Source organism: Phenylobacterium hankyongense, assembly GCF_003254505.1.
In the GTDB taxonomy this organism is placed as follows: domain Bacteria; phylum Pseudomonadota; class Alphaproteobacteria; order Caulobacterales; family Caulobacteraceae; genus Phenylobacterium; species Phenylobacterium hankyongense.
Genome location: NZ_QFYP01000001.1, coordinates 352,613 through 375,123 on the forward strand (window position 1 = coordinate 352,613; position 22,511 = coordinate 375,123).

The window sequence follows — 22,511 nt, forward strand, 5'->3', positions numbered from 1 at the left end:
CCGCTAGATCGCCGCGATGCGGGCGGCGATGTGGCGCATGAAGCCGTTCATCAGCGCCCCCATCAGCGGCAGGAAGACCAGCAGCGCGACGAAGATCGCCACGATCTTCGGCGCACTGACCAGCGTCGGCTCCTGGATCTGAGTCAGCGCCTGCAGCAGGCCGATGCCCACGCCCACGATCAGGCCCACGATCAGCACCGGCGCCGACAGCTGGATGGTGAGCCAGATGGCGTCGCGGCCAACGTCCAGAACCTCGGCGCCGTTCATGGAGACCTCTTGGAAAGCTTACGAAAACCGCCTCGGGCGAGTCCCCGCAACTTGGCCCGGCATGGTTAACGAAGGGCTACTTCCGTTAACGAAGGCGGCAATTTCTGCCGATCTCACCCTCTCGATCGTCATGGCCGGCCTTGTGCCGGCCACCCATGAACACGGCGTCGGGGATTTGCCTGCGCGTGCGGTGTTCATGGGTCCCCGGGACGAGCCCGGGGATGACGAAAGGGAGGAGGACTACAGCCCCAGCTGGCGCTCCAGCGCCCGCGCCGCCTCGGCGGGCGAGGCCTTCTGGCGGTCGCGGTCGACGCTGTAGTTGGCGGCGCGCATGGCGTCGACGGAGACCTTGCCGATCAGCGGCCGGAGCGCCGCGAGCAGCCGCGCATCGGTGGCCCGCTTCGGCGAGACCAGCACCACGGCGTCGTAGGGCGGAATGGCGCCCCTGGGATCGCTCAGCACCACCAGTCCCTGGGCGGCGATGCGGCCGTCGGAGGAGAAGGCGCTGATCACGTCGGCGTCGCCGCTCGTCAGCGCCCGGTACATGAAGGTCGGCTGGTAGGAGCGCTTGGTCCTGAAGCGCAGGCCGTAGGCCTCCTCGACCGCCCTCCATTCCGGCCGCGACAGGAACTCCAGGTCCGAGCCCAGGGTCAGGCGCGGCGCCTCACGCGCCAGGTCGGCGATCGAGGCGACGCCCAGGGCCTTGGCGCGATCCGGCCGCATGGTGAGCGCATAGGCGTTCTCGAAGCCCAGCGAGCCCAGCACCAGCACCCCGTCGCGGCGCTTCAGCTCGGTCGTGAGCTGGCGCAGGACGCCGGCCCGGCCGGGGTTGTCCTTGCGGTCGAGGACATTGGTCCACAGCGTCCCGGAATAGTCGACGTAGACGTCGAGCTCGCCGGCGGCGAGCGCGCGGTAGGCCACCGCCGACCCCAGGTCCTCCTTGCGGCGGACCTGCGCCCCGGCCCGTTGCAGCCGGTCTGCCATGACCTCGGCGAGGATGTACTGTTCGGAGAAGTTCTTCGCGCCCACCACATAGCTCGCCGGCCGGCCGGCGCCGACCAGCGGCCAGACCGCGCCTGCCACCGCGACCAGCAGCAGGCCGAGGCCCAGGAGGGCGCGGCGCGGCTTGCGGTCGGCGGCGCCGGATTCCACCAGGCCCAGCAGCTGGTCGGCGACCAGCGCCAGGGCCGCCGACGCCGCGCAGCCGAACAGCACGAACACCCAGTTCTCGGTCTGCAAGCCCGCGAAGATGTAGTTGCCGAGGCTGGTCTGCCCGACCGGGGTGGAGAGCGTCGCCGCGCCGATGGTCCAGACCGCGGCCGTGCGGACGCCCGCCATGATCACCGGGGCGGCCAGCGGCAGCTCCACCTGGAACAGGCGCTGGCGGGGCGTCATGCCGACGCCGTCGGCGGCCTCGACGATGGCCGGGTCGACGCCGAGGATGCCGGCCGCCGCGTTCCGCAGCATCGGCAGCATGGAATAGAGCGTCAGCGCGAGCAGCGAAGGCAGGAAGCCGAGCGCCGAGAAGCCCTTGCCGATCACCGTCAGGCTGAGCGACGAGAGCGCCAGCAGCAGCGGGTAGAACAGCGCCAGCAGCGCCAGGCTGGGGATGGTCTGGATCAGGCTGGCCAGCGCCAGCACCGGCCAGCGCAGGCGGGCGCTGCGGCTGGCCGCCACCGCCAGCGGCAGGCTGATGGCGATCCCCAGCACCAGGGCGCTGGCGCTGAGCAGCACGTGCCAGGCCAGGTACTCCGGCAGGACCGCGAAGGCGGCGGCGACGCGTTCGTTCACGCGGGGCCCTCCGACAGCCGGGCGCGCAGCCGCTCGGCCTGGCGCTTGGGCGCTTCCAGCAACGCGCGGACGTCGGGGTCCTGGGTGTTCGCCAGCAGGTCCGCAGGCCGCCCATCGGCCAGGATGCGGCCCGCGCGCAGCACCACGATGCGGTCGGCGAGCAGCACCGCCTCGGCCATGTCGTGGGTGACCATGACGGTGGTCAGGCCCAGCCGCTCGTGCAGGGCGCGGTAGTCGGAGCCGAGGGCGTCCCGGGTCAGCGGATCCAGCGCGCCGAACGGCTCGTCCATCAGCATGATCGCCGGCTCCGCCGCCAGCGCTCGGGCGACGCCGACCCGCTGCCGCTGGCCGCCGGAGAGCGCCGCGGGCAGGCGCTGCGCCACCTCGGCCGGCAGGTCCACGAGCTCGAGCAGGGTCGCGACGCGGGCCTCGATCCGCGGCCGGTCCCAGCCCAGCAGCTTCGGCGTGATGGCGATGTTCTCGCCGACGCTCATGTGCGGGAAGAGGCCGATCTCCTGGAAGACGTAGCCGATCTGGCGCCGCAGCAGGTGCGGCTCGACGGCCGAGACGTCCCCGCCCTGCACCAGGATCCGGCCGGCGTCCGGCCGCACCAGGCGGTTGATGGTCTTCAGAAGCGTCGTCTTGCCCGAGCCCGACCCGCCGACCAGGGCCGTGAACTCGCCGGCCGTCACCGACAGGCTCACGCCCGCCAGCGCCAGGTGCTCGCCGTAGCGCTTTTCCACGTCCTCGAGCTGGATGAGCGGCCCCGCCATCGGCAAGGGGTAGCATGGCTTGGGCGAAAGTCCGCAAGCCCCGCCCGTCCGGCCCGCCGTGCGACCTACCGCTGCTTGGCGGCGACGTAGCCGTCGCTGAGCGTCCCCATGAAGGCGACGATGGCGTCCTCCTCGGCGTCCGACAGACCCAGGCGCCCGCTGTGGCTGGTGTTCATGTTGGCGGTCGACTCCGGGGCGGGCCAGCAGGTCGTGCCTTCGCCCGGGTCATGCGGCTTGCAGCGCGCAAGGACGTCGCGCGTGTTGTAGAAGTGCACGATCTCCTTGAGGCTCGTGAAATAGCCGTTGTGCCCGTAGGCCTTCACGAACCCGGGATAGGGGCGCTTGTCGACATTGCGCAGGGTGGGCGTCTGGACGCGCGCCATGTTATCGGGCGCCAGAGGGCGCCATCGCGCATCCACCGCGGACGGATTGCTGAGCGGGTGGCCCTGGACGAGAAAGGCGCCGACGCCGCGGTCGACGAACGACTCCCCCAACGGATTGGCGACATAGCCTAAAGCGTCGGGCCGATTCTCCCGCAGGTAGGGCAACCGCGGATTGGCCGGCGTTCCGATGTTGCTGGCGGTGAAGTCGGTGAACAGCGGATCCTCGCCGGGGCCGCCGTCGCGATGGCAGGCGTTGCACTGCGCCTTGCCGCGGAACAGGTCGTAGCCCGCCTTCTCCTGCGGGGTGAACTGCGCCTTGCCGGTGACCACCGCGTCGAACTTCGAGCTGAACGCCGTCACCTCGGCGGAGGCTTCATAGCCGGCGATGGACATCGCCATCTGATCGAAGGTGGCGCTGGCCCGGCCGCGATCGAGGGCGCTGAGGTGGACCGGCGCGGGATCACCGGCAGGCGCAGGACCCGGTCGGGCGCAGACCTGTTCCACGTCGCGCGGCCAGGCGATCGCGAAGGCCTGCGGCCCCCACACCTTTTCGAACATGGCGCGGTAGGGCCGCTGGGAGGCGCGATAGACGAAGCAGGCGGCGTCCGGCAGGCCCATCTCCACGGGGTTGGTCGGCGGTCCTTCGGCCTGCTCCGCGGCGGGGTTGCCGAGCCGGCGGCCCGTGGCCCGCATGTCCCAGAAGTTGCCGCCGACGAGGTCGCCCGCCGCGCGATTGTAATGCAGCACCGGCGACAGCGGCGCGTAGCTGTGGGTCTGCGGCTTGCGCTCGCTGAACCGGGTGCGCACCGATCCGGGATAGGAGCCGGTGGTCCGGTTCAACTCCGACACCGGGCCGGTGAACCCCGTCTCCGGCATGTGGCAGAAGGCGCACGCCTCGTTGCGGTTCACCGAAAGTTGCTTGTCGAACAGGATCGACTTGCCGAGCAGCTCGACCTGCTGGACCTGATTGTCCGGCTCCGATTGCAGCCGTGCGAGCGTCTGGCTCTCGATGCGGTCGATCTCGGCCTCGACCTGCACGATTTCCTTCTGCGCCTCAGGCGAGAGCGTTGGACTGCTTTCCCTCGCCGCCTGGGCGTCGGCGGCCAGGATGGCGGCGGCCATCGCCGCCGTTATCGACAGGAGCGCGCGCCGTGACTTCACCGTGGACTCTCCGCGTCACCCCCGCGCGGGCATATGGGCGCGGAGCACGGCAATTCCAATTTGGGATCGCGACGCCGTCAGCGCCGGCTGCGCTATACCTCCGCGCCGCCGCGGCAGCGGTTGGCCGGACGCTGTCAGATCGGCATCCGCATGATTTCCTGGTACGCGCCGATCACCTGGTCGCGGACCGCCAGGACCGTCTCCAGGCTCGACTGCGCCGCGGAGATGGAGGTGACCACGTCCACCAGTTCGGCCTTGCCCTGCACCTGGGCGGCCATCTGGCTCTCGGCGTGCTTGGAGGCCTTCATGGCGTCGGTCATCGCCGACTTCAGGATCTCGCCGAAGCCGCCGCCGGACGCCACGTCCTGGCCCCCGCCCAGGCCCGGATCGACCCCGATCGCCTTCTGGGCGTTGGCGTAGGCGTTGGCGGCTGAGAGCGCGGTGATCATCGCCTAGGCTCCGCTATTTCTTGAGCAGGTCGAGGGTGCGCGATTCCATCACCCGCGCGGTCTCGATCACGTTGAGGTTCGCCTCGTAGGCCCGCTGCGCCTCGCGCATGTCCAGCGCCTCCACCAGCGGGTCGACGTTGGGCATCTTCACATAGCCCTGCGCGTCGGCGGACGGGTTGCCGGGCTCGTAGTCGGTCTTGAAGGCGGTCTGGTCGGCCTGCACGCGGGCCACCCGCACGCCGGTGCCGCCGCCGGCCACCGCAGTGGGCTGGAACACCGGCGCCTGCCGGCGGTACGGATCGCCGCCCTGGGTGCTGGAGGTGGAGTTGGCGTTCGCCAGGTTCTCGGCGATGACCCGCATGCGGGCCTGCTGGGCGCGCAGCGCGGAGGCGGCGATCGCCTGGGTGACCCCCGCCATGGATTTGATTTCGGCCATCTAGCGTCGTCCCTCTTCAGCCGCCGGGCTTGCGGGTCGCCAGCCGCAGGAGGTCGAGCGACTTCTGGTAGAAGCCGACCGCGGCGTCGTAATTCATCCGCGCGTCGCTCATCTTCATCATCTGCTCCTCCAGGACCACGGAGTTGCCGTCGAGCGTGGTTTCCGAGTCGCGGGTCTTCACGGACTTGAAGTTGCCGCCGACGCCCGGGCGGGCGCGCGCCGGGAGCATGTGGCCGGGCTCGGTCACCGCCGGCGTCACCGTCGACGCCGCCTCCACCTGGGCCTGGAAGCTGAACGGTTTCAGGTCCTTGGGCGCATAGCCCGCGGTGTTGGAATTGGCGACGTTCTCGGCGATCAGCTTCTGGCGCTCGGACAGGTAGCCGAGGCGGCTGCGCAGCATCGAGAACAGCGGGATGTCGGCGAGATCCATGGTCTCCTATGGTGAATAAACAGGGTTAATCAGCGCTTAAGAGACTCGCGGCCAGATGCGTCGGACCCGCCCACCCGCCGCAGAAGCGTCCGCATGGATTTCGCCAGTTTCGCCCGCGCCATATTCGCGCTCGCCGTCACCCTCGGGCTGATGGGCCTTTGCGCCGTGGCGCTCCGCCGCTTTGGGCCGGGCGCCCTGGCGCGGTTCGCCGCACCGCGCAAGGAACGCCGGCTGGCGGTGGTGGAGACCCTGGTCCTCGACCCGTCGCGCCGGCTGGTGCTGGTCTCCTGCGACGGCAAGGAACGGCTGCTGCTGCTGGGCGAAGGCCAGGTCGTCGCCGCCGATCTCGGCAAGGAGCCCGTCTGATGCGCGAGATCATCCGCGCCGTCCGCGCCCTGCCGGCCGAAGAGTGGCGCCGCGCCGCCGGCCTCGCCGCCCTCGTCACCCTCGCCAGCCTGGTGTTCCCGGCCGCCGCCGCGGCCCAGGCGGTGAACATCAACCTCGGCAACGGCGCGGGGCTCACCGACCGGGTGGTCCAGCTGATCGGGCTGATGACCGTGCTGTCGCTGGCCCCGTCGATCGTCATCATGACCACGTCCTTCGTGCGGATCGTGGTGGTGCTGTCGCTGCTGCGCACGGCGCTCGGCCTGCAGCAGAGCCCGCCCAACGCGGTGATCGTCTCGCTGTCGCTGTTCCTCACCGCCATCGTCATGGGGCCGACCCTGCAGCGCTCCTACGACGAGGGGATCAAGCCGCTGCTCGACCACCAGATGGAACTGCCGGCGGCCTTCGACGCCGCCGGCGCGCCGGTGAAGCTGTTCATGCTCAGCCAAGTGGACCGCGACGACCTCGCCCTGTTCGTGAAGCTGTCGAAAATCCCCCGCCCGGCCAAGGCCACCGACACCCCGATCCGCGTGGTGACGCCGGCCTTCATGATCTCGGAGCTGAAGCGCGCCTTCGAGATCGGCTTCCTGCTGTTCGTGCCCTTCCTGGTGATCGACCTGGTGGTGGCCAGCGTGCTGATGAGCATGGGCATGATGATGCTGCCGCCGGTGGTGGTGTCCCTGCCCTTCAAGCTGATCTTCTTCGTCCTGGTGGACGGCTGGAGCCTGGTCTGCGGCAGCCTCGTCGAAAGCTTCCACCACCTGCCGGCCTGACGAGGCCTGCCCTCTGTTTGGACCACGGCCTAAGGTTCGACCTCGGGCGGAACGGCAATGTCCGCTTACGACCCCTAGCGGTCCTTCGCCATGTCCGCCTACGGTGTGGTCAAGGTTGATCCGCTGGGGGCGCATGGAAATCCACAAACCGAAGGCCGTTCACGGCTGGCGTGAACTCCTGACCGAGATCGGGATCATCGTCATCGGCGTGCTGATCGCACTCGCCGCCGAGCAGCTGGTCGAATGGGGGCGCTGGCACGAGAAGATCGGGATTGGCCGGGACGCGATCCACAAGGAGATCGCCACCAACGGGACCTACTATGCCTTCCGCGTGACCACAGCGCCCTGCATCGTGCGCCGCCTGAACCAGCTGGCGGCGGTCACCGAACAGCTGGCCCTCCACAGGCGCCCCGAGCCTATCCGCTTCGCCGGCCTGCACATTGGGAACCTGATCATCGACAATGCCTGGCAGGCCGAGCGCGCCGAGCAGACCTTGACCCATTTCCCCCGTGCGGAGCTCGATCGTCTCAGCCAATTCTATGCTCAGCAAGAGGACATCCGGCTCTGGGTTGAGAGGGAGGAGGAGACCTGGGCGACGCTGCGAATGCTGGAAGGCGATCCGGGCCGCCTGGGCCCGGCAGACATCTCGGCGCTGCGCAACGCCCTGCAACAGGCGCGCAATCTCAATTTCCTGTTGGCGCTGAACTCGAAAGTCGAGCTGGATCAGGCGCAAAGCCTCGGCGTGGCCATCCCCCTGCCGCGGGCCGATGACTTAAACGGCCTCGACGTGAAGCGAGCCTGTGCGCCCCTCGATCGGACGCTCAATCCCGATCCGATGGGGACGCCCTAAGCCTCGGTGCCAAGTCGAGCGAGAAGCTCGGCCAGTCGGTGCTCAGGTCCGCTATCCACCCTTAGCGGACCCTCGGCCGCTCCCGGCTCCGCTGGGCCTTGTGACTGAAGTGGTGAAGGCCCCCGCCTGACGGGACGCCCGGGGAGAGTCAGCCCTTCGCCGCCGTCGAGGCGGCCTGGGCGGTCTTGGCTGGGGCGGCCGGACCCTTGCCGATCGGTGCGCGCTGGGTCTTGAAGCGGTCCTTCATCTTCGCGACCCAGCCGGCGAAGGCCTCGTTGTCGGCGCTGACGCGGCCGAAGTCGGTGACGCTCAGCGGGCCCGAGGGGTCGCCGCTCAGGGCCACGCGCAGGGCGTCGGGATTGTGCGCCTGGGCGTAGAACCCCTGGTAGCGCTGCTGCAGCCGCGCGAGCGAAGCCCCGTCGCCGGCCAGGCTGTAAGCGACGCCGGCGCGGAGCAGCTTGCCCTCCTCCTCGCTGGAGAGCGCGGTGGGATCGCGCCAGCGCTCGCCGAGCGCCTTCTCGAACAGCGGCCCGGCCGCGGTCCAGGTCTTCTGCTTCCAGGTGATCTCGGCGCGCAGGTCCTGCGCCTCCTTGGAGGCGTCCTTGTCGATGATCTCCAGGGCCGCGTCGTAGCGGCCGAGCGCCGTCCAGGCCCGCGCCTCGATCAGCCGGCGCTCGCCGTTCAGGGCGGTGGGCAGGACGGTGGTGCGTGAGCCGTTGATGGCCTGCAGGGCCTCTTCCGGCTTGCGGTCCATCAGGTAGATGACCGCCAGGTCGGTGGCCACCTGGGCGCGCGGCACGCCGTCGAGGCGGTTGTCGGCCTGGTACTTGAGGAGTTGGGCGGCCTGGCCCAGCAGGTCCACGTCGACCAGCCGGCGCACCAGCTTGCGGACCATCAGGTCGCCGTCCGCGCCGATCGGCGTCAGCTCCTTGAAGTCGTAGAACAGCGCCAGCGCCTGGATCGGCTCCAGCCCGTCGGCCTGGCCGTCCAGGAACAGGGTGCGAAAGGCGGCGTTGAGGTCGGCCTGCAGCTGCAGCGCCTCCGGCAGGTCGGGCAGGCGCAGACCCGCGGACCGCAGCGCCTCCAGCGCCTCGCGATAGCGGCCCTGGCCGAGGTAGAGTTGGCCGAGCGCGCGGATGGTCTCCAGTTCCGTGGCGTCGCCGCGCCAGCGGTAGCGCAGGCTGTCGAACACCGCCGCCGCCTGCACCGGCGTGACCTTGCCGGTCTCCAGGCGGATCTGGGTGGCGCGCAACAGCGCCGGCGAGGACAGCGATTCCAACGGCGCCGACCCGATCGCCGTGTACATCTTCAGCGCCCGGTCCTTGTGGCCCTCGAGCTCGATGACCCGGGCCTGCACGAGGCGCGTGGCCAGCTCCTCCAGCGGATCGGTCTTGTCCATCAGCGCCAGGCGGATGCGCGCCTCGGCGCCTACCAGGTCGCCCTGCGCCAGCGCCGCCTGGGCGTCGGCCCGGGCGAAGCGCGCCTTCCAGGTCGGGTTGAACTGGCCGAAGGCCTCCGCGCCCTTGGCGAACTGGGTGCGCGCCTCCGGCCACTGCGCCAGCTGCGACGCCACATAGCCGCGCCAGAGCGCCGTCGACGGATCCTCCACCAGCACCGGTGAGGAGAAGTCGGCCTGCGCCTCCTTGTAGCGGCGGGCCATCACGCGGGCGACGCCGCGCAGACCGCGGAACTCTGCATCCTCCAGCAACTCGGGATGGGCGCGGGCGGCGTCGTTGAGCACGCCGATGGCCTCGAACGACAGCTCCGAGCCGACCAGGAAGCGGGCGAGGGCCATGCGCGCGGCGACCGGCCCTTCCTTGTCGCGATTGCCGGACTCCACCGTCGCGGCGGACAGCAGGGCGTTGTAGCGGCCGAGGAAGCCGCCCGGCCCGGTCTTCGGCCAGTTCTCGTAGTCGATCAGCGCCGGCATCGCCGCGGGCACGGGCGCGCCGAGCTCGGCCATCGCCTTGTCGCGGGTGGCCCACAAAGGCGAGAGCGCCAGGCCCTGCGGCCGGCCGATGTGCACGATGTCGCCGTCGCGGGTCACCGCGAGGTCTTCGATGTGCGACTCCACCGCCAGGCCCTGGGCGGAGGGCAGCAGCGCCACCTGCACGAAGTCGCGGCGCGACTGCAGGCCCTTGGGGGGCCCAAGCGCGGTGACCACCGACAGCTCGTCGCCGGCCAGCGGGTCGGGCAGGCGGATCACCCGCGTGGCGCCCGCCACCGGCGCGCGCAGGGCCGCCGGGCCGCCGGCGTCGTCACGGCTGACCTTGACGATGCTGGGCTGGCTCTGGCCGCCGGGGCCGAGCGCGATGGTCCAGGTCCCGCCCTCCGCCGAGGCGAAAAGCGGCACGTCGTGCGCGGCCTCGATGCGGACCGCGGAATAGTCGGCGCCGCGGAAGGCCTGCATGGCGGTGAACTGGCGCACGCCCTTGGGGGCCTGGGAGATGTCGAGCGCGGCGGAGGCGTCGAACACGATCCAGACGGCGTCGCCGCGCCGGAACACCGCCGCGCCGGCCGGATTGGCCCAGGCGAAGTTCAGCAGCACCTGGCCGTTGAGCCCCTTGGCGTCCATGTGGACGACGCCGCCGGCCGGCACCGGACTGGGCCGTTGCGGCTCGGCTTCGGCCGGCGCAGCGGCGGCCTGGGCGGCCGCAACTTCCGCCGGTGTCGGCGCAGGCTTCGGGAAGACGTTGACGAAGGTCGCGCCGTCGGCGGTCCCGACCTTGGCCTCGGCGTCGTCGGCGAGGGTCAGCACCACTTCCAGGTGGCCGCCCGCGTGGCGCTTCTCGGCGGTCTTGATCCAGCGCGGCGGGTCGGTGCGCAGGCGCGCGATGTCGGGATCGGCGTCGCGGCTGAAGCTGAAGACCAGGTTCTGGCCGTCGCGCCGCGAGCTGGCGCGCGCGCCGCCCGACCAGTGGAATTCGACCCGCGAGAAGTCCTTCGCCCCGGCGACGTGCACCTCCAGCGGCTCGCGCTGCGCAGCCTTGGCCCCGGCGGCCGGCGCGGCGACGCCCGCGGGCGCGCCGGCGCTCGCGATGCAGACCGCGGCGACGCCGGAACGCAGGGCCTGGCGCAGGCTCATCGGCTAGCCGGCCTTGGGCGCCGGCGGCGCGGCGGCCGGCGTGGCGGGCGCCGCCGGGGCGGCCGGGACGTTGGCGGCCTGCGCCTGGGCCGGCGCGACCTTGCGCGGCGCCTTGCGGGCCTGCTTCGCCGGCGCCTTCCTGGCGGGCTTGGCCTGGGCCGTCGGCGCGGGCGGCGCAGCAGCGGCGGCGGTCTGCGGCGCGCCGGCCTGGGCGGCGGCGTTGTTGGCGGTCGCCGCGGCGCTGGCGGCCATGGCCTTGGCGTCGGTGAACCGCTTGGCCAGGGACTCGGTCAGCCTCTTGGCCTCGGCCGGCGGCATCAGCGCCACGATGGCCGAGAGCGAGCGCTCCTTCATCTTGGCGGCGATCGGCAGGCGCACGGCGTCGTCGAGCAGCACCATCCGCGGCGCGGCGTCCTTGGGCTTCATGCCCTCGTAGACCTTCACCAGCCGGTCGATCTCGGCCTGCTCCTTCTGGTCGGCCTGGTTGAGCAGGCCGACGATGTCGCCCTTCAGGCCGTTCAGCGCCTTGACCTTGGCGTCGAGCTTGGCCTCGGCGGCCGCCATCAGGGCGAGCTGGGTGTTCAGGTCGGCTTCGCGCTGGTCGAGCTGGCCCCGGCGTTCGCCGAGGCTCTGCAGCACCTGCAGCTCGGCCGGCGACAGGCCGGCCTCCTTGGCGAGCTCGGCGGCGGTGGGGGCGCAGACGGCCTGCGGCTTCAGGCTCGGCGGCGGCAGCCCCGGCAGGCCGGCGGCCGCGACGTCCGTGGCCTGGCCGGTGGCGGCGACATCGGTCGTGTCCTTGGCGGCCTTCGCGCCCTTGGCCGGCTTGCTGGGCTTGGCGGCTTCCTCGGCGAAGGCCTTGGCGCCGGAGAACAGGTTGGGCAGGCCCTTGGCGCCGGCCAGGGCGTTGACCGCCAGGACGCCGCCCATGGCGACGCCGACCAGCGGCAGGATTCGGGGCATGTTCTTCATGAGCGGCCTCCGCGGATGGCGCTGAGGGCGGCGCGCTCGGGCGGCGCCTCGTCGAAAAGATCGTCGTCGAAGCTCGGCCGCAGGCGCGCCGGGGCGACAGGCGCGTCACGGCGGACCAGCCGCTCCGGCCGGGCGCGGGCCTCGCGGGCGGCGGCCAGCAGCGCACCGAGGCGGCGCTCCTGGGCGCGCTCGTCCTGCGGCTCGGTCACCTTGCGGGCAGCCTCGGGCGCCTGGTCGATCAGCCGCTCCAGCTTGGCGGCCAGGGCGCGGCCCTTGTCGATGCGGTCGGCGAGCTGGTCCGTCGCTTCGTCGGTGGCGGCGCGCAGGTCGGCCAGCCCCTGCTCGGCGCGCTCGGCGGCGGTGTTCAGTTCCCGCACGGCGATGGCGAAGCCGTCGTGGCTGTCGCGCAGCGCCTTCAGCCGCTGGTTCAGACGCCAGCCCATGGCCAGCGCCGCGGCCAGCATGCCGGCCAGCAGGAGGTTCAGGGCCATGCCGACAATGCTCATGTGAACCTCTGGACAGCTTGCCGCGCGTGGGGCGTCAGCGGCGCCTCCACCCGGACGGCGATGTGGGAGTTGCGGCGGCCCATGCGGGCGCGGGTGAGCGGGATGGCCCCGGCCCGCAGCTCGACCAGGCTGTCGGGGGTGGCGTTGAGCATCAGGGTGTCGCCGACCTTGAGGTCGAGCACCTGCTTGAGGCCCACCTGCTGCTCGTCGAGCACCACGCGGACGTCCATGTTGGTGGTCCAGAGCTCGGTGGCCAAGTGGCCTTCCCAGATGTTGTCGCGGCCGAACTTCTCGCCCATGAACTGCTGCAGCAGCATCTTCCGGATCGGCTCGAGAGTGGCGTAGGGCAGCAGGAGTTCGATGCGGCCGCCGCGATCTTCCATGTCGATCCGCAGCTTCACCAGGATCGCCGCATTGGCGGGTCGCGCGATGGCGGCGAAACGCGGGTTGGTCTCCAGCCGGTCGAGGGTGAAGGTCACCGGGGTCAGCGGCTCGAAGGCCTCGCGGGCGTCGGCCAGCACCACCTCGACCATCCGCTGCACCAGCACCCGCTCGATGGTGGTGTAGGGGCGGCCCTCGATGCGCATGGCGGCGGTGCCGCGGCGGCCGCCCAGCAGCACGTCGACGATCGAGTAGATCAGGTTGGAGTCGACGGTCAGCAGGCCGTAGTTGTTCAGCTCCTCGGCCCGGAACACCGACAGGATGGCCGGCAGCGGGATCGAGTTGAGATAGTCGCCGAACCGGATCGACGAGATGTTGTCCAGGCTCACCTCGACGTTGTCGGAGGTGAAGTTGCGCAAGGAGGTGGTCATCAACCGCACCAGGCGGTCGAAGACGATCTCCAGCATCGGCAGGCGCTCGTAGGAGACCAGCGCGGAGTTGATGATCGCGCGGATGCCGGTCCGCTCGGCGGCCTCCTCGTCGGAGAGGTCGAAGCCCAAGAGGCTGTCGATCTCGTCCTGGTTGAGGATTCGCTCGGAGCTCAGGCCCTCGCGTTCGGTCGCCGGAGCGCCCTCGCCGGGCGCCCAGGCCGCGCCGGCCTCGGGGGCGGCGGCGGTATCCGGACTGGTTTCGGTCTCGTCGGCCATGCGTACGCCACTCATCCCAGCGCCCCGAGGGGCGCTAGTTGATCAGCATCTCCTCGATCAGGACCGCGTTCGCCTTCGACGGCGCGATCACCAGATTGACGCGGCGCAGGATCTCCATGCGCAGCTGATACGAGCCCTGGCTGCCGGACAGGTCTTCCGGGCGCAGCTCGCGCAGGAAGGTCTGGAACATGTCCTGCAGCCTGGGCATGTTGGGATCGAGGGCGTCGACCGTCTCCTGATCGGGCAGCTCCAGGGTGAGCTTGAGCTTCAGGAAGGTCGGCCGGCCGTCGGCGGTCTGCATGTTCACCACCACGTCGGGCATGGTGTAGAAGAGCACGCCGTCGGGCCCTTCGCGCACCTGCGCGCCGCCCGCCTTGCCCTTGTCGTCCTTGGCCTTGTCGTCCTTGCCCTTCTTTTTCTTCGCGCCGTGCGCCTTGTCGGCGTGCGCCGCGTCGGGCTTGGGCTTCAGGAAGATGAAGGCCGCGGTTCCGCCGCCGCCGACGATCACCAGCGCCGCGGCGCCGGCGATCAGCATCAGTTTCAGCGAAAGCTTCTTCTTGGGCGCGCCCTCGACGTCATCGCCTTCGGCGACGTCGTCTGTCGGTGCTTCCTTGACCTTGGCGTCGGCCACGCGCGCGTTCCTTAGAATCCTAGCTCCGTCTCATTCAGGCCGTTTTGGTTAAGAAGCGGTTTTTAACCGGTGTTAACGGCGCCCAACCCTGCCGGGCATTTTCCGCCGGGAGGCGCCCGTTAACTTTATTGTCCGTTGAAAATACTGGCGTTTTCAACTGGCCCGAAGCTTGCAGCCCGCAGAGGGAAAAGTGTCGCCCCTCGGCGGATCGGATTAATGGACAACGCCCTCTACGTCGGATTGTCGCGCCAGATGGTGCTCCGTCGCCAGATGGACATCGTCGCGAACAACATCGCCAACAGCGACACCGCCGGCTTCAAGGTCGAGTCGCTGATGACCAAGAGCGACCCGCAAGGCCGGGCCAGCACCCTGGGATCCACCGCGCCGGTCCAGTTCGTGGCCGACGCCGGCGTGGCCCGCGACTTCTCGCCGGGGTCGCTGCGCCGCACCGACGCGCCGCTCGACGTGGCGGTCGAGGGCCAGGGCTTCTTCAAGGTCACCTCGCCGACCGGCGACCGCTTCACCCGCGACGGCCGGTTCCGCATGGACGACACCGGCCGGCTGGTGACCCAGAGCGGGTTTCCCGTGGCCGACGAAGGCGGCGGCGAGATCACCCTCGATCCCCAGAAGGGCCAGGTCACCATCGCCACCGACGGCACGGTCAGCCAGGGCGCGGAGCGGATCGGCAAGATCGGCGTCTTCGACTTCGCCAACCGCTCGGTGCTCGAGAAGACCGGCGACAACCTCTACCAGAACACCTCCAACCAGCAGCCGCAGCCCGTGGCCGACCCGCGGGTCCGCCAGGGCATGCTGGAGGGCTCGAACGTCCAGCCGATCCTGGAAATGACCCGCATGATCGAGGTCAACCGGGCCTACGAGCAGATGTCCAAGATCATCGACGCCACCGCCGACCTGTCGAAGACCACGGTCGAGCGCATGGGCAAGGCCCAGTAGGAGACTAACCGATGCAGGCTCTTCGCACTGCGGCCACCGGGATGGCCGCCCAGCAGATGAACGTCGAGGTCATCTCGAACAACATCGCCAACATGAACACCGTGGCGTTCAAGCGCCAGCGCGCCGAGTTCCAGGACCTGCTCTACCAGACCCTCGAGCAGCCCGGCGCCCAGTCGTCGACCCAGGGCACCATCGTCCCCACCGGCGTGCAGGTGGGCGCGGGCGTGAAGGCCGGCAGCGTCTACCGGATCTCCACGCAAGGGGCGATGACCCGGACCGACAACCAGTACGACCTGGCCATCGACGGACGCGGCTATTTCCAGGTGCTGCTGCCGACCGGCGAGACGGCCTACACGCGGGCCGGCAACCTGGCGGTCAACGACCAGGGCCAGCTGGTCACCCAGGACGGCTACCAGATCCAGCCGGCCATCGCGATCCCGGCCAACGCCACCCAGGTTTCCATCTCCAAGGCCGGCCAGGTGCAGGTGACCCAGGCCGGGACCCCGACGCCGACCGTGGTCGGGACGCTCGACCTGGCCACCTTCATGAACGAGGGCGGGCTGTCGGCGCAGGGATCGAACCTGTTCATGGAGACCGCCGCCTCCGGGCCGGCCACCATCGGCCCTCCCGGCGCGCTCGGCGTCGGCCAGCTGATGCAAGGCTATACCGAGGCCTCGAACGTCGACGCGGTCACCGAGATCACGGCGCTGATCGTCGCCCAGCGCGCCTACGAGATGAACTCCAAGGTCGTCTCGACCGCCGACAACATGCTCGGCGTCACCAACCAGATGAAGCCGTGATGAGACGCCTCCTCGCGCTGGCCGCCTGCCTCTGCTTCGCCTCGCCGGCGCTCGCCGGCCAGGCGGTGACGCTGAAGGCCGACACCGCCGACGCCGACGGCGTCGTCACCCTGGGCGACCTGTTCGACGGCGCGGGCGCGGCCGGCCACACGCCGGTCGCGGCGCGGAGCGGCGCCAGCGTGGTGCTCAACGCCCAGGCCGTGCAGCTCGTCGCCCGCCGCGCCGGCCTCGACTGGGCCAATGCCGAGGGACTGAAGACCATCGTCGTGCACGGCGGCCCGGCGGCGGCCGCCGCGGCGGCCGGCCCCCAGCGCGGCAACGTCGACGTGCTCACCTACGCCCGCAACCTCACCGCAGGCGACGTCGTGCAGCCCACCGACCTGGTCTGGGGCAAGGTCGCGGCCGCCCCCTCGGACGCGCCGTCCGACCCCGACGCCATCATCGGCCTGGCCGCGAAACGCCCGCTGCGGGCCGGTGCGGCGGTCTCCATGCGCGACGTCGCCGCCGCCCAGGTGATCAAGGCCGGCGAGACCGTCACTGTCATGTACCAGGCCGAAGGCATCTCGCTCTCCCTGCAGGGCAAGGCGCTGGGCGCCGCGGGCGTCGGCGAGACCCTGAACGTCCAGAACACCGCCTCCAAGCGGATCATCCAGGCCGTGGTCACCGGGCCCGGCCAGGCGATCGTCGGCCCTGCGGCCGAGGGCCTGAAGTCGGCCCGCTCAACCCGTTACGCGCTTCGCTAAGGAAAGCCCCCGTCATGCGTCCTTCCCCCATGCGTCCTTCCCCGCGTCTCCGTCTCCTCGCCCTGGCCGCCCTGCTGCCGCTGGGCGCCTGTTCCACCGTCGTCGAGGCCGTCAAGGGCCCGACGCTGGCGCCGGTGGGCTATCCCGCCGCGCTGGTGCCGCAGCAGCAGCTGGTGCTCGCCTCCACGACGCCGGCCAGCGCCAACTCGCTGTGGCGGCAGGGCGCGCGCGCCTTCTTCATCGACCAGCGCGCCAGCCGCGTCGGCGACATCCTGACGGTGCAGATCGACATCGACGACAGCGCCAAGACCACCAACCAGACCACCAGCACGCGGGACTCCAGCATCGCCGCCGGCATTCCGCACCTGCTGGGACTGGAATCCAGCCTGGGGAAGATTCTGCCGGGCGGGTTCGATCCGGCCAATGCGCTGGCGACCAATTCCAAGACCAGCAACGCCGGCACGGGCGCGGTCAACCGGGCGGAGAAGATCAGCCTGACCATCGCCGCGGTGGTGTCCGCGGTGCTGCCGAACGGCAACCTGGTCATCCAGGGCACCCAGGAGGTGCGCACCAACACCGAGCTTCGCCAGCTGACGGTGGCCGGCATCGTGCGGCCGGAGGACATCTCCTCCTCCAACACCATCAAGCACACCCAGATCGCCGAAGCGCGGATCAGCTACGGCGGCCGCGGCGACATCAGCCGCGTGCAGAAGACCCCGGCCGGCCAGTCGCTGGTGGAGAAGTTCTCGCCGTTCTAGGAACCGGACGCGCGGTGGCGGTTTCCCTCCTCGGAGGGGCCGCCCTATGCGCCATTTGATCATCCTTGCCCTGACCGCCACGCTGATGCTTTCGGCCTGCGCCCGCGACCGGCTCTACGGCGGCATGGACTGGTCGCTCAACAGCGTCGAAGGCGAAGGCCTCAAGCTGGCCTACGGCGAGCCCGACAGCGACGACGTCCTGGTGATGCTGAGCTGCGCGCCGCGCTCCGGCCAGGTGGCGCTGGCGGTGAATGCGCCCGAGGGCGCCCAGGCCACGATCAACCTCAGCTCGGGCCGGCGCAGCGCCCGCTACGTCGCCGCGCTCGAGCCGAACGCAGGCGACGGGGCGCTGGCGGAGGTTACGGCCAGGGCCTCGGACCCGGTGCTAGCCAACTTCGGGCGGACCGGCGAACTGACGGTGACGGTGGACGGCCGCAGCGCCGCCCTGCCCGGCGACCGGACCCGCGCACAGCGATTCCTGGCGGGCTGCCGGGCCTGACCGGCTCTCTTAGGCCCGGCGACCCTTGGCCGAGGCGTTGTCGACCCCGAGCGCGCTGAGCGCGCCGCGGACGATGCCCTCGGCGTCGAGGCCGGCCTGGGCGTACATGGCCGCCGGCGTGTCGTGGTCCTGGAAGATATCGGGCAGCACCAGGGTGCGGACCTTCAGGCCGCGGTCCAGCGCTCCGTGCTCGGCCAGCGCCTGCAGCACAAAGGACCCGAAGCCGCCGGTGGCGCCTTCCTCGACGGTGATCAGCGCCTCGTGCTCACGGGCCAGCCGCAGCACCAGGTCGACGTCCAGCGGCTTGGCGAAGCGGGCGTCGGCGACGGTAGCCGACAGCCCCCGCGCGGCCAGCATGTCGGCGGCCTTCAGGCTTTCGGCCAGGCGCGTGCCGAACGACAGGATGGCCACCGCCGTGCCCTCGCGCACGATCCGGCCCTTGCCGATCTCCAGCGGTTCGGCGAGCGCCGGGATCACCGCCCCGGTCCCCTCGCCGCGCGGATAGCGGAAGGCGCTCGGCCGGTCGTCGATGGCCACCGCCGTGGCGACCGCGTGGGCCAGCTCGGCCTCGTCGGCGGGGCCCATCAGCACCATGCCGGGCAGCGCGCCCATGAAGCCGATGTCGAAGGAGCCGGCGTGCGTCGCCCCGTCGGCGCCCACAAGGCCCGCGCGGTCCATGGCGAAGCGCACCGGCAGGCGCTGGATGGCCACGTCGTGGACCACCTGGTCGTAGCCCCGCTGCAGGAAGGTCGAATAGATGGCGGCGAACGGCTTCATCCCGTCGGCGGCGAGGCCCGCGGCGAAGGTCACCGCGTGCTGCTCGGCGATGCCGACGTCGAAGGTGCGCTCGGGGAAGCGCTCGCCGAACAGGTCGAGGCCGGTGCCCGACGGCATGGCGGCGGTGATCGCCACGATCTTCGGGTCGCGCTCGGCCTGCTTGATCAGCTCCTGGGCGAACACCTTGGTGTAGCTGGGCGCGTGGGTCTGGGCGGGCTTGGCCTGCTGGCCGGTGACCACGTCGAACTTGACCACCGCGTGGTGCTTGTCGGCGGCGTTCTCGGCCGGGGCGTAGCCCTTGCCCTTCTGGGTCACCACGTGGACCAGCACGGGCTTGTCGGTGATGTTGCGGGCGTTCTGCAGGACGTGGACCAGGGCGTCCATGTCATGGCCGTCGATCGGCCCGACGTAGTAGAAGCCCAGCTCCTCGAAGAAGGTGCCGCCGGTGACCATGCCGCGGGCGTATTCCTCGGCCTTGCGGGCGGCTTCCTGGATCGGCTTGGGGAAGGCCTTGGACACCGCCTTGCCGAGGTTGCGGATCGAGCGGTAGCCGCCGCCGGACACCAGCCGGGCCATGTAGGCGCTCATCCCGCCGACCGGCGGGGCGATCGACATGTCGTTGTCGTTGAGGATGACGGTCAGCTGGCGGGTGGTCTCGCAGGCGTTGTTCATCGCCTCGTAGGCCATGCCGGCGCTCATCGAGCCGTCGCCGATCACCGCCACGACCTTGTTGTCCTGCCCCTTCTGGTCGCGCGCCGCGGCGAAGCCGAGCGCCGCCGAGATCGAGGTCGCCGCGTGGGCCGCGCCGAACGGGTCGTATTCGCTCTCCGAGCGCTTGGTGAACCCCGACAGGCCGTCGCCCTGGCGCAGCGTCCGGATGCGGTCGCGGCGGCCGGTGAGGATCTTGTGCGGATAGGCCTGGTGGCCGACGTCCCAGATCAGGATGTCGCTCGGCGTCTCATAGACGTGGTGCAGCGCCACCGTCAGCTCGACGACGCCCAGGCCCGCTCCGAGGTGGCCGCCGGTCTGGGAGACCGCGTCGATGGTCTCCGCCCTCAGCTCGTCGGCCAGCTGCCTAAGCTCGGGAATGGACAATCCGCGCGTGTCCGCAGGCGAGGAAACCGTGTCGAGCAGGGGGGTGATTGGGGGCATGGAGAACGCTGGACTGCGGCGATGCGAGGAAAATTCAGCTACGGCGATCTAACACGAAATCAACGCTGGACCGCAGGAATTCAGCGGCCGCGCCAAACGGCTCAAGGTGCGCCTTGGTCTGTTCGGTGAGCAGCGCCAGGCGCTCGCGCGCGGCGTCGGCGCCCAGCAGGGTGACATAGTTGGTCTTCCCCTTGGCGGCGTCCTTGCCGGCTTTTTTGCCGAGTTCCGACTCCTCGCCCTCGACGTCCAGCAGGTCGTCGACGATCTGGTAGGCGAGCCCCAGGTCCTGGGCGAAGGCCAGCAGGGCGTGGCGTTCGCCCTCGCGCGCCTTGACCATGATCAGCGGCAGCTCGAAGGCGCTGGCGATCAGGGCGCCGGTCTTCAGCCGCTGCATCCGGGCCACCGCGCCCAGGTCGTCGCGCACGCCCATCAGGTCGATCATCTGGCCGCCGCACATGCCGCGCGCGCCGCTGGCCTGGGCCAGCTTCAGGATCATCTCGGAACGGACGCCCCCGTCCTTGTGGGTGTCCGGATGGGCCAGTATTTCGAAGGCGGCGGTCTGCAGGGCGTCGCCGGCCAGCACCGCGGTCGCCTCGTCATAGGCCTTGTGCACGGTGGGGCGGCCGCGGCGCATGTCGTCGTCGTCCATGCACGGCAGGTCGTCGTGGATCAGGCTGTAGGCGTGGATGCATTCCAGGGCGCAGGCGGCGCGCAGCACCGGCCGGTCGTCGACCTCGAACATCCGCCCGGTCTCCAGGGCGAAGAACGGCCGCAGCCGCTTGCCGGGTCCGAGCGCCGCGTAGCGCATGGCCTCGGTCAGCCGCGACTCCGGCCCGTCGGCGCGCGGCAGCAGTTCGTCGAGCGCCACGGTGACCAGGTCGGCGGCTTCGGCCACCCTTTGCGCCACGCCGCCCATCAGCTGAACTCGGCGGGTTCGACCCCCCGAGGGCCTTCCGCGCCGCCGCCGGCGCCCATGACGATCTTCTCCACCCGCAGGCGCGCGGCCTCCAGGCGGGTCTCGCAATGGGCCTTCAGGGCCGCGCCGCGCTCGTACATGCGGATCGAATCCTCCAGCGGCGCCTGGCCGGACTCCAGCCGCGCCACGATCTGTTCGAGCTCGGCCAGCGCCTGCTCAAACGTCATACCGTCAATGTCGGGGGCTTCGGACATGCAACTTCCCTGGAGTGCGAGCGAACCTAAAGCCCGGGCCGGCCAGGGTCCACCGCTAAGGGCGGACCTTGCGCCGCAGCCTCAGCGCGGCAGTTCGAAGCGGCGCGTCGACCAGTATTTGTAGCCTTCGCTGACGACAAGCCGCCAACCGCGCCGGCGCAGGGCGCGGCCGATCATGAAGTTGAAGAAGCCGTGCGCCAGCACCACTACGTCTTCGCCCTGTCGGGCGATGTCGATCAGCATGGTCGCCGCCTGGTCGGCGCGCGCCTCCGCCTGCAGCCGCGTCTCCTGGCCTTCGTGATGATTGAAGAACCACCACCAGAACCGCGCCAGGAATCCCCACAGGCGCGGCGACAGCCGGATCCAGGCCGGCCAGTTCGGCGGCGGCAGCGGCGCCTCGATCAGCACCGCCTCCTGGGTGAAGGCGCGGCCCTTGGCCAGGGCCTGGGCGCTCTCGATCGAGCGCAGGCGGGTGGAGGCGACCAGCGTCCCGCACTTCTCCACGAAATTCATCAAGGTCGTCGGCGGCGTCTGGCCGGGCAGCAGGCCCAGCACCTCGTAACTGGCCCAGAACTTCCGGTATTCGGCGGCGGACAGCTTCACCTTGCGGGAAAGCGCAGGCTCTCCGTGGCGCGCCAGGATGATGGCGCCCAGCGGGGCGGCGGGCTGCGCGGCGGGAACCTCGGCGGTCAAAACGCTGGCCATTCTATCCGGACGGCTTCGGCAGCCAAGCGCACCAGCCGCGTTCCCTCACCCCTCAGACAGGGCCCTGACGTGCGCAAGCGCCGACTGACCCAGAGCTTCCAGGTCGTAGCCGCCCTCGAGCGAGGACACAACCCGACCTTTAGCGTGGGCGTTGGCAAGCGACGCTATGGCCCGGGTCGCCCAGGCGAAGTCCTCCGCCTCCAGGTTCTGGCCCGCCTCGCCGATCGGATCGCGGCGATGGGCGTCGAAGCCGGCGGAGACGATGATCAGGTCGGGGGCGAAGGCGTCGACCTTCGGCATCAGCCCCTCGAACGCCTTGCGCCAGGCCTCCCGCGGCGCGCCGGGCGCAACGACCGCGTTGGCGATGTTCGGGGCGGTCGGCTCCGACGGATGTCCGGTGCCGGGCCACATGGGCCACTGCTGGATGGAGGCGAACAGCAGGCCCTCCTGGCCGGCGAACGCCGCCTGGGTGCCGTTGCCGTGGTGGATGTCGAAGTCGATCACCGCCACCTTGGCCAGGCCGGCGGCCTGGGCCGCCTTGGCCGCCACGGCGACGTTGGAGAAGATGCAGAAGCCCATCGGCGTGGCCGGCTCGGCATGGTGGCCGGGCGGGCGGATGGCGCAGAAGGCCCGCTGGGTCTCGCCGGCCGCGACCGCGCGCACCGCGGCGACCGTCGCGCCCGCCGCGCGCCGCGCGGCGTTCAGGCTGCCCGCGGACATGTAGGTGTCGGCGTCGAGCCGCACCGCCGAGGCGCCCGGCGTCAGCCCGAAGATGGTGTCCACATAGCGCTGCGGATGCACCCGCAGCAGGTCCGCCTCCTCCACCAGGGGGGAATCCTGCGCAGAGAGGTCGAGGTCGCTGGCGTCGCTGAGGGCGTCGATCACCGCGCGCAGCCGCTCGGGCCGTTCAGGATGACCGTCACCGGGACGGTGGTCGAACATGTCGGTGTGGGTGTAGAGCGCGACGGTCATACCTC

25 protein-coding genes are annotated in these 22,511 nt (G+C 70.6%); 8 read left to right on the forward strand and 17 right to left on the reverse strand.

The genetic code is table 11. The annotated features are described in order from the left end of the window. Positions 1-3: 3 nt before the first annotated feature. The 7 genes from fliQ to flgB all read right to left on the reverse strand — a co-directional run bounded on the left by fliQ (position 4) and on the right by flgB (position 5,690). Complete coding sequence (gene fliQ, locus DJ021_RS01615) at positions 4-267, reverse strand: flagellar biosynthesis protein FliQ (RefSeq protein ID WP_111455876.1); 264 nt, start codon at positions 265-267, stop codon at positions 4-6. Positions 268-507: 240 nt separating this feature from the next. Continuing rightward, positions 508-2,058: a glycine betaine ABC transporter substrate-binding protein gene (locus DJ021_RS01625; protein ID WP_111455878.1), complete on the reverse strand. Its 1,551-nt coding sequence runs from the start codon at positions 2,056-2,058 to the stop codon at positions 508-510. Next, a complete protein-coding gene (locus DJ021_RS01630) occupies positions 2,055-2,831 on the reverse strand; it encodes an ATP-binding cassette domain-containing protein (protein WP_111455879.1) in 777 nt (258 codons plus the stop codon). The genes DJ021_RS01625 and DJ021_RS01630 overlap by 4 nt, the downstream gene beginning before the upstream one ends. 65 nt (positions 2,832-2,896) lie before the next feature. Further along, complete coding sequence (locus DJ021_RS01635; protein ID WP_207801747.1) at positions 2,897-4,336, reverse strand: cytochrome-c peroxidase; 1,440 nt, start codon at positions 4,334-4,336, stop codon at positions 2,897-2,899. A gap of 173 nt (positions 4,337-4,509) precedes the next feature. Further along, positions 4,510-4,824, reverse strand: coding sequence for a flagellar hook-basal body complex protein FliE (gene fliE, locus DJ021_RS01640; RefSeq protein WP_111455880.1), 315 nt, complete (start codon positions 4,822-4,824; stop codon positions 4,510-4,512). 13 nt (positions 4,825-4,837) lie between these two features. Then, entirely contained in the window at positions 4,838-5,260 is a 423-nt protein-coding gene (flgC, locus tag DJ021_RS01645; RefSeq protein ID WP_111455881.1) for a flagellar basal body rod protein FlgC, read from the reverse strand. A 16-nt stretch (positions 5,261-5,276) separates the two neighbouring features. After that, positions 5,277-5,690, reverse strand: coding sequence for a flagellar basal body rod protein FlgB (gene flgB / locus DJ021_RS01650; RefSeq protein WP_111455882.1), 414 nt, complete (start codon positions 5,688-5,690; stop codon positions 5,277-5,279). A gap of 93 nt (positions 5,691-5,783) precedes the next feature. Between flgB and DJ021_RS01655 the strand changes: the two genes are divergently transcribed. From DJ021_RS01655 to DJ021_RS01665, 3 genes are all read left to right on the forward strand, one after another. Beyond that, the gene (locus DJ021_RS01655; protein WP_111455883.1) at positions 5,784-6,056 is read left to right on the forward strand and encodes a flagellar biosynthetic protein FliO; all 273 of its coding nucleotides are present in this window, start codon (positions 5,784-5,786) and stop codon (positions 6,054-6,056) included. Beyond that, positions 6,056-6,847 carry a flagellar type III secretion system pore protein FliP gene (fliP, locus tag DJ021_RS01660; RefSeq protein WP_424443721.1) on the forward strand — a complete coding sequence of 264 codons (792 nt, stop codon included), beginning with the start codon at positions 6,056-6,058 and terminating at the stop codon, positions 6,845-6,847. Before DJ021_RS01655 ends, fliP begins: the two co-directional genes overlap by 1 nt. Positions 6,848-6,980: 133 nt before the next feature. Next, positions 6,981-7,697 (forward strand): hypothetical protein, encoded by a 717-nt coding sequence (locus DJ021_RS01665; protein WP_111455884.1) that lies wholly within the window; start codon positions 6,981-6,983, stop codon positions 7,695-7,697. A 148-nt stretch (positions 7,698-7,845) separates the two neighbouring features. On the opposite strand, the gene DJ021_RS01670 is transcribed toward DJ021_RS01665, so the two are convergent. Genes DJ021_RS01670 through DJ021_RS01690 form a run of 5 tightly spaced genes read right to left on the reverse strand, consistent with a single transcriptional unit; the run spans position 7,846 to position 13,976 of the window. Beyond that, positions 7,846-10,782 carry a tetratricopeptide repeat protein gene (locus tag DJ021_RS01670; RefSeq protein ID WP_111455885.1) on the reverse strand — a complete coding sequence of 979 codons (2,937 nt, stop codon included), beginning with the start codon at positions 10,780-10,782 and terminating at the stop codon, positions 7,846-7,848. Positions 10,783-10,785: 3 nt separating this feature from the next. Then, the gene (locus DJ021_RS01675; RefSeq protein ID WP_111455886.1) at positions 10,786-11,751 is read right to left on the reverse strand and encodes a MotE family protein; all 966 of its coding nucleotides are present in this window, start codon (positions 11,749-11,751) and stop codon (positions 10,786-10,788) included. After that, entirely contained in the window at positions 11,748-12,257 is a 510-nt protein-coding gene (locus tag DJ021_RS19055; RefSeq protein ID WP_207801748.1) for a DUF6468 domain-containing protein, read from the reverse strand. Before DJ021_RS19055 ends, DJ021_RS01675 begins: the two co-directional genes overlap by 4 nt. After that, entirely contained in the window at positions 12,254-13,345 is a 1,092-nt protein-coding gene (gene fliM / locus DJ021_RS01685) for a flagellar motor switch protein FliM (RefSeq protein ID WP_111455887.1), read from the reverse strand. Before fliM ends, DJ021_RS19055 begins: the two co-directional genes overlap by 4 nt. 34 nt (positions 13,346-13,379) lie before the next feature. Beyond that, positions 13,380-13,976 carry a flagellar basal body-associated FliL family protein gene (locus DJ021_RS01690; protein ID WP_243625881.1) on the reverse strand — a complete coding sequence of 199 codons (597 nt, stop codon included), beginning with the start codon at positions 13,974-13,976 and terminating at the stop codon, positions 13,380-13,382. Between the two features lie 216 nt (positions 13,977-14,192). On the opposite strand from DJ021_RS01690, the gene flgF reads away from it, so the two are divergent. Genes flgF through DJ021_RS01715 form a run of 5 tightly spaced genes read left to right on the forward strand, consistent with a single transcriptional unit; the run spans position 14,193 to position 17,730 of the window. Further along, positions 14,193-14,930, forward strand: coding sequence for a flagellar basal-body rod protein FlgF (gene flgF / locus DJ021_RS01695; RefSeq protein WP_111455888.1), 738 nt, complete (start codon positions 14,193-14,195; stop codon positions 14,928-14,930). Between the two features lie 11 nt (positions 14,931-14,941). Continuing rightward, positions 14,942-15,730 (forward strand): flagellar basal-body rod protein FlgG, encoded by a 789-nt coding sequence (gene flgG, locus DJ021_RS01700; RefSeq protein ID WP_111455889.1) that lies wholly within the window; start codon positions 14,942-14,944, stop codon positions 15,728-15,730. Further along, complete coding sequence (flgA, locus tag DJ021_RS01705) at positions 15,730-16,473, forward strand: flagellar basal body P-ring formation chaperone FlgA (protein WP_111455890.1); 744 nt, start codon at positions 15,730-15,732, stop codon at positions 16,471-16,473. Before flgG ends, flgA begins: the two co-directional genes overlap by 1 nt. Before the next feature lie 29 nt (positions 16,474-16,502). Continuing rightward, a complete protein-coding gene (gene flgH / locus DJ021_RS01710) occupies positions 16,503-17,231 on the forward strand; it encodes a flagellar basal body L-ring protein FlgH (protein WP_111455891.1) in 729 nt (242 codons plus the stop codon). 46 nt (positions 17,232-17,277) lie between these two features. Then, a complete protein-coding gene (locus DJ021_RS01715; protein ID WP_111455892.1) occupies positions 17,278-17,730 on the forward strand; it encodes a hypothetical protein in 453 nt (150 codons plus the stop codon). A 9-nt stretch (positions 17,731-17,739) separates the two neighbouring features. Here DJ021_RS01715 and dxs read toward each other — a convergent pair whose 3' ends face one another. The 5 genes from dxs to DJ021_RS01740 all read right to left on the reverse strand — a co-directional run bounded on the left by dxs (position 17,740) and on the right by DJ021_RS01740 (position 22,506). Further along, the gene (gene dxs, locus DJ021_RS01720; RefSeq protein WP_111455893.1) at positions 17,740-19,659 is read right to left on the reverse strand and encodes a 1-deoxy-D-xylulose-5-phosphate synthase; all 1,920 of its coding nucleotides are present in this window, start codon (positions 19,657-19,659) and stop codon (positions 17,740-17,742) included. Between the two features lie 34 nt (positions 19,660-19,693). After that, the gene (locus DJ021_RS01725) at positions 19,694-20,566 is read right to left on the reverse strand and encodes a polyprenyl synthetase family protein (protein WP_424443722.1); all 873 of its coding nucleotides are present in this window, start codon (positions 20,564-20,566) and stop codon (positions 19,694-19,696) included. 8 nt (positions 20,567-20,574) lie between these two features. Further along, a complete protein-coding gene (locus DJ021_RS01730; RefSeq protein ID WP_111455895.1) occupies positions 20,575-20,829 on the reverse strand; it encodes an exodeoxyribonuclease VII small subunit in 255 nt (84 codons plus the stop codon). An 81-nt stretch (positions 20,830-20,910) separates the two neighbouring features. Further along, positions 20,911-21,534, reverse strand: a complete 624-nt coding sequence (locus DJ021_RS01735) for a histidine phosphatase family protein (protein ID WP_111455896.1) — start codon at positions 21,532-21,534, stop codon at positions 20,911-20,913. Positions 21,535-21,579: 45 nt separating this feature from the next. Continuing rightward, complete coding sequence (locus tag DJ021_RS01740) at positions 21,580-22,506, reverse strand: histone deacetylase family protein (RefSeq protein WP_111455897.1); 927 nt, start codon at positions 22,504-22,506, stop codon at positions 21,580-21,582. Positions 22,507-22,511 lie beyond the last annotated feature (5 nt).